Source organism: Gallibacterium genomosp. 2 (assembly GCF_000771895.1).
In the GTDB taxonomy this organism is placed as follows: Bacteria; Pseudomonadota; Gammaproteobacteria; order Enterobacterales; family Pasteurellaceae; genus Gallibacterium.
This window is the reverse complement of the sequence record NZ_JPXY01000005.1, coordinates 1-12,314: the sequence shown is the minus strand read 5'-3', so window position 1 is coordinate 12,314 and position 12,314 is coordinate 1. Positions and strand designations below refer to the sequence as shown.

Here is a 12,314-nt window from a genome sequence, read left to right as displayed (position 1 = left end):
TTTTTTGATTGTGATTTGATTACTGATTAAGCGGTTTGTATTTATCCACCCAAAGCGCAGTTGCGCCACAAACCGCAACAGGCATTACGATGAAATTTAATAATGGAATAAATGTGCAGACGGCAACTAAACTACCGAAAGTTACGTTTAATACACGATGCTGTGCTAATTGTTTCTGCATTTGTAAAAAAGCTATTTTATGGTTATCAAACGGATAGTCACAATATTGAATAGCAAGCATCCAAGCGGTGAACAAGAAAAATAGCACAGGAACAATAGTTTGTCCGAAAGCCGGAATAAAACCAAGAATAAAGAGCAAAATAAAACGAGGCAAGCTGTACCATAATTTTTGCCATTCACGTTTCATCATTCGAGGTAAATCTTTGATGAAATCTATAATACCATCGTTATTTCCTCCTTGTTTGGTCAGTAATATTTCTACTTTTTCCGCAAGCAATCCGTTAAATGGTGCAGCAATAAACCCAGCTAATGTTGTAAAAATAAAATAGTAGACTAACAGGATCGTTATGACGGCTAAAGCGGTAATAATATATTTTAGCCAATCCAACCACGCCGGCATAAAAGAAAGTATCCAAGTGATTAAGTCACCAATTTGATTCATTAATAGCCAGAAGACAAAACTAAGTAATACGATATTAAGCAGAATAGGTATAATAACGAAGCGTTTTAACCCTTTTTGGCGAATTAAATGCCAACCTATTACAAAATAGTGCCAGCCTTGTTTGATTTCTGAGTAATTCACGATATTTTCCTTATTGTTAATGTGATAAGTAATGTTTTAAGCCTGTTAATGCTTGATGAGCATCGGCTACGCCTAAATCATACATAGCTTGAATTTTGACAGGATCTTTCTCAATTCGTTTAATTGACAGTGTTTTTGAAGGTCTAAAAACAAAAATTTCTCCTTTTTTATCAGCTTCGATCACCTGTTCAACACGTTGATTATAATTGAGATAACGTTGTGCCAAGCTAGTGACTAAATTTGGGTATTTCGCATAAAACAGTTTAAATAATAATGGATTAACTGCTTTTTTACGATATTCCAAAGGGCGTGTCAGGATAACAATGATTTTGTCATAGCCTAATTGTCGACATTTTTCTAACGGGATACTGTCGGCAATGCCGCCATCCAAATAGCGTTTGCCATCAATTTCAACCATTCTAGAAACAAAAGGCATTGCTGAAGTGGCACGTAAAACTTCCATTTGTTCAAAAATATGCGAGAGCTTGACATATTCAGCCTGACCGGTATCGACATTGGTCAGTGTGGCATAGAAATCAATGCCGGAATCAATAAATGTTTGCTCATCAAAACGATCGATATTTATTGGCAAATCATAAAAAGCGAAATCTTTGTTTACGATATTGCCGGTGGCGATTAAGCTGTGTAACCCCATATAACGTTTGTCATTCAAATATTTCAAGTTGTAACGTAACGCCCGACCTTTCTGTTTTGAGGGATAATTTACGCCGAATAACACACCTGCCGACACGCCGACAATACCATCCACGTGAATATCCTGTTCTAAAAAAACATCTAAAATACCGGCGGTATATAACCCTCGCATTGCCCCGCCTTCTAATACCAGACCTACTTTCATTTTTCCCTCTCTATTTTGTGGATTTTTGATCTTAGCGATAACTTTATGGAATGTCTATGTAGGTTTTTGCAAACAAGAAGGAAAAAATATGGTAAGCTAATAGGCGTTTACGCTACAATAATCAACGTTTTAGCCATAAATAAATTGGGTGAGTTACAATGGATTTACAGCAAATTTTAATTATGCTTGGAGTGCTTGCATTAGGCGTTCTAATCGGGCACGGAGTTTGGTCTAGCCGTCGTGAAAAAGCGCAGTTTGTAAAATCTGCCCAGCAATTTGAGCGTCAGCATCGTCCGCCGCATTCACCACAACAAGCACAGGCTTCGGTTTATGGTCAGGATGCACAAACACCGCATAATCCCTATTCTCAAAATGTAGCACCGGTAACTCGACAACCTCAGCAAGCGAATTATGGAATGGCGCAACAACCGATGCAGCAACCGGTTGATTCAGTTCAACCTACTCTTCAACCTTCGCCGTATCAAACCCAATTGCCGTTGGATGAACAGGAAACGATAGCACCAAGTTATGAAGAAAGAACGGCAAGAAGTGTTGAGAGTATTAAAATTACGTTGCCAAATTCAACAACGCAAACTCAGACCAATAACGTTGAAACTGTAAAAATGAATGCGTCTGTGCAAAATCCAGTTTCTTATGAAGCGCCGAAAGAATCGGTTGCCGAGCCGATTTCTCAAGTGGAAGCGCGAGCAGTATATCAACAGCAGCAGGAAAATGTTGTGCAGGCAGAGCCGGAGCAACCTCAGCAACGTGTTGCTACTGAAGAACAGAGCAGTGTCATCGCAAATGAAGCACCACAGAAAAAACCTGATTTTATTATGTTGTATGTGGTTGCACCGGAAAATCGTCAATTTTATGGTGTTCATATTCAAGAGATTTTGGAAGAGCTTGGTTTTATTTTCGGGGAATACAATATTTATCACCGTCATTTAGATGTAAATATGGTGAAAAGTCCGATAATTTTCAGTGTGGCAAATATGGTGCAGCCCGGAACATTTGATCCTAACAATATGGAGAATTTTTCTACGATTGGCTTAACATTATTTATGCGATTGCCGTCTCCGGCGAGTGATATTGTGAACTTTAGAATGTTATGTCGAGCAGCGGAAACATTGGCAGAAAAATTGAATGGTTTCGTTTTAAATGATAAACGTGAAATTTTTGATGATAACAGCCGTGATCGCTATTTGCAGATGTTGGGAGCACCTAATTCTTAAAGTTTAAAGAGAAACAGCAGATATAAAAATAGCACCTTTGCGGTGCTATTTTTTTGCTTATTTATTGGTTAATGTTGTCATTAAACCGGCTCTAAATCTCCACAGAAACGATAACCTTCGCCGTGGATAGTCGCAATAATTTCCGGTGTATCCGGGTGTTCTTCAAAGTGCTTACGAATGCGACGAATGGTGACATCCACCGTTCTGTCATTCGGTTTCAAATCACGACCGGTCATTTTTTTCAATAAATCATCGCGAGTTTGAATTTTACCCGGGTTTTCACAGAAGTGAAGCATTGCACGAAATTCACTGCGTGGCAGTTTTTGCGCTACGCCATCAGGATTAATCAATGTACGGCTGTTAATATCTAATGTCCAACCGTTAAATTGATATTTTTCAATATGTTTTTGGCTATTTGCGTTTTTATCCTGCATTGTGCGTTGTAACAGATTGCGAGTACGGATAGTTAATTCTCTTGGGTTAAATGGCTTGGTAATGTAGTCATCCGCACCGATTTCTAAACCAAGAATACGATCCACTTCGTTATCACGACCGGTTAAAAACATTAATGCAATATTGTTTTGCTCACGTAATTCACGCGCTAGTAACAAACCATTTTTACCCGGTAGATTGATATCCATAATCACTAAATTTATTTTCTGTGCAGCAAGTTGTTGGTTCATTTGAGCACCATCAACAGCTTCAAATACCCGATAACCTTCTGCTTCAAAAATATTTTTAAGCGTGTTACGTGTCACCGCTTCATCTTCGACAATCAGAATTTTAGGTGTCATAGCTATATCCTTAAAAATTAAATTTAACAAATCGTTCATCAAATCAAAAAATTGCCCAGTATTTTAACGAGCCGAACTCATTGCGACAATAATAAATGTTAAATTTGTTACATTATAGGGAAATTTTATGATCTAAGTCAGAAGATTGAACAATAATTTTTCCTTAGTATTTCAAAAGAGAAATACTAAGGAATAAGGAGAAATTAATGTTCCCTTGTTTTAAAGAAAACAACGTCCGGATAACGTTCTTGAGTAAGATTTAAATTGACCATTGTTGGCGCAATATAGGTTAAGTTATCGCCACCGTCTAAGGCTAAATGTTGTTCATTTTTGCGTTTAAATTCTTCAAATTTTTTATTATCCGAACATTCCACCCAACGAGCCGTTGCGACATTGACCGTTTCATAAATTGCTTCTACGTTATATTCCGTTTTTAAACGTGCAACAACAACATCAAATTGCAAAATACCTACCGCACCTACGATTAAATCATTATTAATCAATGGGCGGAAAACCTGCACCGCGCCTTCTTCGGAAAGTTGAACCAGTCCTTTTAGTAGCTGTTTCTGTTTTAGTGGATCTTTCAAACGAATACGGCGGAACAGTTCCGGTGCAAAATTCGGAATACCGGTAAATTTCAGCTCTTCGCCTTGAGTAAAGGTATCACCGATTTGGATTGTTCCGTGATTATGTAAGCCAATGATGTCACCGGCGTAACTCTCTTCCACGTGGCTGCGATCACCAGCCATAAAGGTTAAAGCATCAGCGATGACAACATCTTTTCCAATGCGGATATGGCGAAGTTTCATCCCTTTTTCATATTTACCGGAAACAATTCTTAAAAAGGCGACACGATCGCGATGTTTTGGATCCATATTAGCTTGAATTTTGAAGACAAAGCCGGAAAAATTTTCTTCGGTAGCTTCCACAGTGCGTACATCAGTTTGACGCGATTGTGGCGCCGGTGCCCATTGTGTTAAGCCATCCAGCATATGATCAACCCCAAAATTACCGAGCGCAGTTCCGAAAAATACCGGCGTTAATTCACCTTTAAGGAAAGCATTCAAATCAAATTCATTGCTTGCCCCTTGGATCAATTCCAACTCATCGCGTAACTGTTGCGCTAAATCGTCACCGACAGCCTGATCCAATTCCGGATTATTTAAGCCTTTGATAATACGAACTTCCTGAATAGTGTGTCCTTGCCCGGTTTGGTATAAATAGGTTTCATCTTTATAAAGGTGATATACGCCTTTGAACAATTTACCGCAACCAATTGGCCAAGTGATTGGGGCACAATTAATTTTTAGAACGTTTTCCACCTCATCCAATAATTCCATCGGATCACGAATATCTCGGTCGAGTTTATTCATAAAGGTCAGGATTGGCGTATCTCGTAAGCGAGTGACTTCCATTAGTTTGATAGTACGTTCCTCAACCCCTTTAGCGGCATCGATAACCATCAAACAGCTATCGACAGCGGTTAATGTACGATAAGTATCTTCCGAGAAGTCTTCGTGCCCCGGCGTATCCAATAAATTCACCAAACAGTCATTATATGGAAATTGCATTACGGAGGTGGTAATGGAAATTCCACGTTGCTTTTCCATTTCCATCCAGTCGGATTTTGCGTGTTGATTAGAACCTCGACCTTTTACTGTGCCGGCGGTTTTGATGGCTTGCCCATAGAGTAATACTTTTTCTGTGATGGTGGTTTTCCCGGCATCCGGGTGAGAAATAATCGCAAAAGTTCTGCGTTTATTGACTTCTTCTAAGAATGTTTGAGTTGTCATAAAGTAAATATGTTATTGAAATAAAAGAGATATTCAAAAAAATGACTTTCCCTTCAAGAGCAAAGGGAAAGTCGGACTATTACTAAAATTTATTTGATGGTGACTTTGGCAAATTTGCGTTTACCCACTTGGTAAACGGCAGTAGAAGCAGAAATAACAAGTTTACTATCTTCTACTTTTTCGCCATCAATTTTCACGCCACCCTGTTTAATCATACGTAACGCTTCGGATGTTGAAGAGACCAAATCCGCTTCTTTTAATAGGTTGGCAATAGGCATTTCACCTTCAAAAGTGAATTCAGGCATCTCATCCGGCATTGCGCCTTTTTGGAAACGTTCAATGAAGGTTTGTTCCGCTGCATCCGCTGCCGCTTTATCGTGGAAACGTTCGATCAACTCTTTTGCTAAGAGAATTTTTACATCACGCGGGTTACGACCATTGGCAACATCTTGTTTTAATTGAGCAATTTCGTCCAAGGAACGGAAAGAGAGCAGATCATACCAACGCCACATCAATTCATCGGAAATTGACATCACTTTGCCAAACATATCATCAGGTGCTTCGGAAACGCCGATATAGTTACCTAATGATTTTGACATTTTTTTCTCGCCGTCAAGACCTTCCAAAAGCGGAAGTGTGATTGCTACTTGAGGTTTTAAACCGCGAGCTTTTTGTAATTCACGACCAACCAATAAATTGAATTTTTGGTCGGTTCCGCCAAGTTCAACATCTGCTTCTAAAGCAACAGAATCATAACCTTGTAATAAAGGATAGATAAATTCGTGGATGGCGATAGATTGATGATTAGAAAAACGTTTTTTGAAATCATCGCGTTCCAACATACGTGCAACGGTATATTGAGAAGCTAAACGAATCATTCCTTCTGTACCAAGTTCGCCTAACCAGGAAGAGTTGAATACAACGTGAGTTTTTTCCGGATCCAAAATTTTATAAATTTGTTGTTTATAGGTTTCCGCATTGCGTAATACATCTTCACGAGTAAGTGGTGGACGAGTGGTGTTTTTGCCGGAAGGATCGCCGACCATACCGGTAAAATCACCGATTAAGAAATAAACTTCGTGACCTAATTGTTGGAATTGACGCAATTTGTTCAATACAACAGTATGGCCGAGGTGGATGTCCGGTGCTGTTGGATCGGCACCAAGTTTAATTTTTAATGGACGATTTTCCTTAAGTTTTTCAATAAGATCTTCTTCTGAAAGTACTTCATCTACGCCGCGCTTTAATTCCGCGAGAACTTGATTTATATCTGTCATAACTGTCCCTAAAAATAAATAAAAATAACGACTTTTCCATTATAAAGGTTATTTATTAAATAGAAAGCATACAAGAGGAAATAGCTGTGCTTTAGGCAAAAAAAAGCCTCTTTTTGTGGGTAAAAGAGGCAAAGTGTTGGAGTGATTATCAAAATTTATGGATTAAATATAAATGAAAATAATTCTCAACAAAAGAGGAATTACAAATATTTACATTTTCAATGAGTGATAGAACGAAATAAGGTTGTTAATGAGTTATCAAAATGATGTAACTTCTTGTTCAGCTATTTGAAAAATTGCTTTTTTTTATTAAAAAATTGCCCTTTTTTCTTAATTTAGTGATACAGTTAATCGACTTGGTCTTAGACATATTAAGATCAATTTATGGGAGGATAAACACTTATCCTGATGAATAATGAGCTGATTTTTAAGGAATAATTATGCTAATTGGTGTACCTAAGGAGTTGCTCGATAAAGAATGTCGTGTGGCGGCAACGCCTAAAACCGTCCAACAGCTTAAAAAGCTCGGTTTTGATGTGATTATTGAGCAAAATGCCGGTTTTAAAGCAAGTTTTGAAGATCACGCTTTTGCTGAAGCAGGAGCGAAGATCGGGAAAGCCGATGATGTTTGGTGGCAAGCAGACATCATTTTAAAAGTTAATCCACCAACAGACGATGAAATTGCAAAGATCAAAGAAGGTGCAACGCTAATTAGCTTTATTTGGCCTGCGCAACATCCTGATTTAATGAAAAAATTGTCTAGCAAAAAAATTAATGTGCTAGCAATGGATGCGGTGCCACGTATTTCTCGTGCACAATCATTGGATGCATTGAGTTCAATGGCAAATATCGCCGGTTATCGTGCGGTTGTGGAGGCAGCGCACGAGTTTGGTAGTTTCTTTACCGGTCAAATCACTGCCGCAGGTAAAGTGCCGCCGGCAAAAGTATTGGTTATCGGTGCCGGCGTTGCCGGATTGGCAGCAATCGGAGCGGCTAACAGCCTTGGCGCAATCGTTCGTGCATTTGACTCTCGTCCTGAAGTAAAAGAACAAGTTGAAAGTATGGGAGTCTCTTTCCTTGAAATTAATTATCAGGAAGAGGGAGGCAGTGGTGATGGTTATGCCAAAGTGATGTCAGAAGAGTTTAACCGTCGTGCAATGGCACTTTATGCGGAACAGGCTAAAGAAGTTGATATTATCATTACTACAGCATTGATTCCAGGCAAACCTGCGCCACGCTTGATTACAAAAGAGATGGTTGAAAGTATGAAACCGGGTAGTGTGATTGTCGATTTGGCGGCGGCTACCGGCGGTAACTGTGAACTTTCTAAAGCAGATGAAGTGGTTATTACAGAAAATCAAGTCAAAATTATCGGTTATACCGATTTACCAAGTCGTTTGCCAACCCAATCCTCTCAGCTTTATGGCACTAACTTAGTTAATTTATTGAAACTCTTGTGCAAAGAGAAAAACGGCATCATCAATATTGATTTTGAAGATGTAGTTCAACGTGGCGTTACCGTTATTCGTGATGGTGAAGTGACGTGGCCGGCACCTCCAATAAAAGTTTCTGCACAACCGCAAAAACCGAAAGCGGTAGTGAAAGAAGAAAAAACAGAGGAAAAAACGGCAAATCCGGCACGTAAATGGGGATTATTGATTACTGCTATCGTTCTATATATGTGTGTGGCTTCGGTTGCTCCGGCAGCATTTTTATCTCATTTTACCGTATTCGTGCTTTCTTGTGTTGTTGGTTACTATGTGGTGTGGAATGTCAGTCATGCCTTGCATACTCCATTAATGGCGGTAACTAATGCAATTTCCGGTATTATTATCGTTGGGGCGTTGTTACAAATCGGGCACGGACATTTTATTGTCAGTCTATTAGCGTTTATCGCGATTTTGGTTGCAAGCATTAATATCTTTGGTGGCTTCAAAGTAACACAAAGAATGTTGGCAATGTTCAGAAAAGGTTAAGGAGTCAATAATGTCTGAAAGTTTTGTGCATGCAGCCTATATCATTGCTGCAGTATTGTTTATTATGAGTTTGGCTGGGTTGTCTAAACACGAAACTGCGAAAGCTGGTTGTTGGTACGGTATTATCGGGATGACAATTGCGCTATTTACAACAGTATTCGGCCCACACACTCACGGACAGTTTTGGATCATCATTGCGATGATCATTGGTGCTATCCTCGGTATTCGCAAAGCATTGAAAGTTGAAATGACAGAAATGCCGGAGTTGGTTGCTTTATTACATAGTTTTGTTGGTTTAGCGGCAGTGCTTGTTGGATTTAACAGCTATTTATCTCACGGCGTAACTGATCCGACACTGGAAAATATTCATAATATTGAAGTGTTCTTAGGCGTCTTTATCGGTGCGGTAACTTTTACCGGTTCTATCGTCGCATTCGGTAAATTACGCGGTATCATCAAATCTAAAGCATTGATGTTGCCACATCGTCATAAATTAAACTTGCTTGCGTTAATTGTTTCTTTCCTTTTAATGCTCTGCTTCTTGAATGAACCTGCATTGTTACCATTGATATTAATGACAATTATTGCATTGGTTTTCGGTTGGCACTTGGTTGCCTCCATCGGTGGTGCGGATATGCCGGTTGTGGTTTCAATGTTGAACTCCTATTCCGGATGGGCAGCAGCGGCAGCAGGTTTTATGCTAAGTAATGATTTATTGATCGTTACCGGTGCATTGGTCGGTTCTTCAGGGGCAATTCTTTCTTACATTATGTGTAAGGCGATGAATCGTTCATTTATCAGCGTGATTGCCGGCGGTTTCGGTAATGATGTTGTAGCGAAGAGCGATGAAGAACAGGGCGAATATCGTGAAGTGAAGGCGGAAGAAGTGGCGGAAATGTTGAAGAATGCGAGTTCCGTTATCATCACTCCGGGATATGGGATGGCAGTAGCGCAAGCGCAATATCCGGTGGCGGATATTACTCAAAAATTGCGTGAAAAAGGTATCAATGTCCGTTTCGGTATCCATCCGGTTGCAGGACGTTTGCCGGGGCATATGAATGTGTTGTTGGCAGAAGCTAAAGTGCCTTACGACATTGTGTTGGAAATGGATGAAATCAATGATGATTTTGCCGATACCGATGTGGTATTGGTGATCGGGGCGAATGATACAGTAAACCCAGCCGCACAGGATGATCCTAGCAGCCCAATCGCAGGTATGCCAGTATTGGAAGTGTGGAAAGCACAAAATGTTGTGGTGTTTAAACGTTCAATGAACACCGGCTATGCGGGAGTACAAAATCCATTATTCTTTAAAGAAAATACGCAAATGCTATTTGGCGATGCGAAAGAGAGTGTGGATAATATTCTTAAAGCATTAAATTAATTTAAGCTTAAATAAATCAAAGGGTTACTAAAATGGTAGCCCTTTTTTATCTCGTCAATTTTTGTTCGGTTTAGGCAAATAAAATGATGGAACAATGGCAATCTCTTGTTTGTGAAATTGAGAAATCTGATATTTTCTAAAGTTTATTTAATAAACAAGTGATTTTAGAAATATCTTTTGCTTAACGGCAAAATATGATAAAACTAGCCTTCTTTTTTGGAATTATTGATAGGGAAAACTATGTCAAACTTACAACAAATTATTGAAGAAGCATTTGAAAGACGTGCTGAAATTACTCCAACTACAGTGGATGCAGCAACAAGAGCTGCAGTAGAAGAGGTTATTCAAGATCTTGATAAAGGTAAACGTCGTGTTGCTGAAAAAGTGAATGGTGAGTGGGTGGTCAATCAGTGGTTAAAGAAAGCCGTGTTACTCTCTTTCCGTATTAACGATAATCAGATTGTCGATGGTGCTGAAACCAAATATTACGATAAAGTACCAATGAAATTTGCGAATTACGATGAAGCGCGTTTTAAACAGGAAGGTTTCCGTGTGGTTCCACCAGCGGCAGTACGCCAAGGTGCATTTATTGCTAAAAATACAGTATTGATGCCGTCTTACGTCAATATCGGCGCTTATGTAGATGAAGGAACAATGGTTGATACTTGGGCAACAGTCGGTTCTTGTGCACAAATTGGTAAAAATGTTCATTTATCCGGCGGTGTTGGAATTGGTGGTGTATTAGAACCATTGCAGGCAAATCCAACTATTATCGAAGATAACTGTTTTATCGGTGCAAGATCTGAAATTGTGGAAGGTGTAATTGTCGAAGAAGGTTCTGTCATTTCGATGGGTGTGTTTATTGGTCAAAGTACCAAAATTTATGATCGTGAAACCGGTGAGATCCATTATGGTCGCGTGCCAGCAGGTTCGGTTGTAGTTTCAGGTAGTTTGCCGAGCAAAGATGGCTCACATAGCTTATATTGTGCAGTAATTGTGAAGAAGGTTGATGAAAAGACACGTGGAAAAGTAGGAATCAATGAATTATTAAGAACAATTGATGAGTAATGCTCTAAAAATTGTTGTCTAGTAGAAAGTCGCTTATAAAAAGCAGGCTTATTTTTAATAAATCCTAATGGATTACCCTGTAATTAACTCAAGAAGGAATTGGTAATGAAAAAAACACTATTAGCTACATTAGTCTTAAGTGCCTCTTTGGCTTTAACAGGTTGTTTTGATAAAGATACTAAAGAATCTGCGGCTAATGTTGCTACAAAAGCTGTGGAAGATGTAAAACAAGCTGCAAATGATGTTAAAGAAGCTGTAATTGATGCAAAAGATGCAGCAGCAGCAAAAGTTGAAGAAGCAAAAGAGGCTACAGCAGAAAAAGTAGATGCGACTAAAGAAGCTGTAATTGATGCAAAAGATGCAGCAGCAGCGAAAGTTGAAGAAGCAAAAGAGGCTACAGCAGAAAAAGTAGATGCGACTAAAGAAGCTGTAATTGATGCGAAAGATGCAGCAGCAGCGAAAGTTGAAGAAGCAAAACAGGCTACAGCAGAAAAAGTAGATGCGACTAAAGAAGCTGTAATTGATGCAAAAGATGCAGCGGCAGTGAAAGTTGAAGAAGCAAAACAGGCTACAGCAGAAAAAGTAGATGCAGCTAAAGAAGCTGTAATTGATGCAAAAGATGCAGCGGCAGCGAAAGTTGAAGAAGCAAAACAGGCTACAGCAGAAAAAGTAGATGCAGCTAAAGAAGCTGTAATTGATGCGAAAGATGCAGCGGTAGAGAAAGTTGAAGATGCTGCAAAAGCAGTAGCTGATAAAGCAGAAGAATTAAAAAGCGAAAATAAATAATACATTGACTGTTATTAGTTCTTATTGATGAAAAGCTGATATCCTAAAGTATCAGCTTTTTTTGTAACAGTTGGTGAAATAAAGATATTATTTGTTATTCTTGTAGTGAAACAGATCGCATTAAAATGATCTTAACTGAAATTTTTCAGTAAATTACAGCGGTTTTCAGTTTGGCAAAATGAAAAATAAAGTAAATTTTCAGCTATCACTATGATGAATGTTGCAAGCCACGAAATCTGCGACACTATAACTGTCGCAGATTTCGTGGATTACTGCAATTGCTATAACAATGAATTGATTGCTTATCAATGTAGTCGTCATCCAGATGGTAGATGAGTAAAACAGATGGTGTGACAAGCGATTGTTCGGTTAGCTGAGG

Annotated in this window: 11 protein-coding genes; 6 read left to right on the top strand and 5 right to left on the bottom strand. The window is 39.0% G+C overall.

Features of this window, described 5'->3' with window-relative positions; genetic code table 11:
• Positions 1–19: 19 nt before the first annotated feature.
• Positions 20–766, bottom strand: a complete 747-nt coding sequence (gene cysZ / locus P375_RS00645) for a sulfate transporter CysZ (RefSeq protein WP_052121766.1) — start codon at positions 764–766, stop codon at positions 20–22.
• 13 nt (positions 767–779) lie between these two features.
• Positions 780–1,622 carry a patatin-like phospholipase family protein gene (locus tag P375_RS00640; protein ID WP_039133166.1) on the bottom strand — a complete coding sequence of 281 codons (843 nt, stop codon included), beginning with the start codon at positions 1,620–1,622 and terminating at the stop codon, positions 780–782.
• Between the two features lie 158 nt (positions 1,623–1,780).
• On the opposite strand from P375_RS00640, the gene zipA reads away from it, so the two are divergent.
• A complete protein-coding gene (zipA, locus tag P375_RS00635; RefSeq protein WP_039133163.1) occupies positions 1,781–2,857 on the top strand; it encodes a cell division protein ZipA in 1,077 nt (358 codons plus the stop codon).
• An 80-nt stretch (positions 2,858–2,937) separates the two neighbouring features.
• Here the strand turns inward: zipA and arcA are convergent, their stop codons facing one another.
• The 3 genes from arcA to tyrS all read right to left on the bottom strand — a co-directional run bounded on the left by arcA (position 2,938) and on the right by tyrS (position 6,721).
• Positions 2,938–3,651: a two-component system response regulator ArcA gene (arcA, locus tag P375_RS00630; protein ID WP_013745335.1), complete on the bottom strand. Its 714-nt coding sequence runs from the start codon at positions 3,649–3,651 to the stop codon at positions 2,938–2,940.
• A gap of 203 nt (positions 3,652–3,854) precedes the next feature.
• Positions 3,855–5,444 carry a peptide chain release factor 3 gene (gene prfC / locus P375_RS00625; protein ID WP_039133160.1) on the bottom strand — a complete coding sequence of 530 codons (1,590 nt, stop codon included), beginning with the start codon at positions 5,442–5,444 and terminating at the stop codon, positions 3,855–3,857.
• Between the two features lie 89 nt (positions 5,445–5,533).
• Positions 5,534–6,721, bottom strand: coding sequence for a tyrosine--tRNA ligase (gene tyrS / locus P375_RS00620; protein ID WP_013745333.1), 1,188 nt, complete (start codon positions 6,719–6,721; stop codon positions 5,534–5,536).
• A gap of 440 nt (positions 6,722–7,161) precedes the next feature.
• Between tyrS and pntA the strand changes: the two genes are divergently transcribed.
• The 5 genes from pntA to P375_RS12870 all read left to right on the top strand — a co-directional run bounded on the left by pntA (position 7,162) and on the right by P375_RS12870 (position 12,271).
• Positions 7,162–8,697 carry a Re/Si-specific NAD(P)(+) transhydrogenase subunit alpha gene (gene pntA / locus P375_RS00615; protein ID WP_039133157.1) on the top strand — a complete coding sequence of 512 codons (1,536 nt, stop codon included), beginning with the start codon at positions 7,162–7,164 and terminating at the stop codon, positions 8,695–8,697.
• 10 nt (positions 8,698–8,707) lie between these two features.
• The gene (gene pntB / locus P375_RS00610) at positions 8,708–10,081 is read left to right on the top strand and encodes a Re/Si-specific NAD(P)(+) transhydrogenase subunit beta (protein WP_013745331.1); all 1,374 of its coding nucleotides are present in this window, start codon (positions 8,708–8,710) and stop codon (positions 10,079–10,081) included.
• 240 nt (positions 10,082–10,321) lie between these two features.
• Complete coding sequence (dapD, locus tag P375_RS00605; protein ID WP_039095632.1) at positions 10,322–11,149, top strand: 2,3,4,5-tetrahydropyridine-2,6-dicarboxylate N-succinyltransferase; 828 nt, start codon at positions 10,322–10,324, stop codon at positions 11,147–11,149.
• A 105-nt stretch (positions 11,150–11,254) separates the two neighbouring features.
• Entirely contained in the window at positions 11,255–11,935 is a 681-nt protein-coding gene (locus tag P375_RS00600; RefSeq protein ID WP_039133152.1) for a hypothetical protein, read from the top strand.
• A 210-nt stretch (positions 11,936–12,145) separates the two neighbouring features.
• Positions 12,146–12,271: a hypothetical protein gene (locus P375_RS12870; RefSeq protein WP_280643067.1), complete on the top strand. Its 126-nt coding sequence runs from the start codon at positions 12,146–12,148 to the stop codon at positions 12,269–12,271.
• Positions 12,272–12,314 lie beyond the last annotated feature (43 nt).

Coding starts and splice junctions, on each gene's coding strand:
- tyrS (WP_013745333.1), bottom strand. CDS start 6,721: ATGACAGATATAAATCAAGTTCTCGCGGAATTAAAGCGCGGCGTAGAT.
- zipA (WP_039133163.1), top strand. CDS start 1,781: ATGGATTTACAGCAAATTTTAATTATGCTTGGAGTGCTTGCATTAGGC.
- pntB (WP_013745331.1), top strand. CDS start 8,708: ATGTCTGAAAGTTTTGTGCATGCAGCCTATATCATTGCTGCAGTATTG.
- P375_RS00640 (WP_039133166.1), bottom strand. CDS start 1,622: ATGAAAGTAGGTCTGGTATTAGAAGGCGGGGCAATGCGAGGGTTATAT.
- P375_RS00600 (WP_039133152.1), top strand. CDS start 11,255: ATGAAAAAAACACTATTAGCTACATTAGTCTTAAGTGCCTCTTTGGCT.
- P375_RS12870 (WP_280643067.1), top strand. CDS start 12,146: ATGATGAATGTTGCAAGCCACGAAATCTGCGACACTATAACTGTCGCA.
- prfC (WP_039133160.1), bottom strand. CDS start 5,444: ATGACAACTCAAACATTCTTAGAAGAAGTCAATAAACGCAGAACTTTT.
- dapD (WP_039095632.1), top strand. CDS start 10,322: ATGTCAAACTTACAACAAATTATTGAAGAAGCATTTGAAAGACGTGCT.
- pntA (WP_039133157.1), top strand. CDS start 7,162: ATGCTAATTGGTGTACCTAAGGAGTTGCTCGATAAAGAATGTCGTGTG.
- arcA (WP_013745335.1), bottom strand. CDS start 3,651: ATGACACCTAAAATTCTGATTGTCGAAGATGAAGCGGTGACACGTAAC.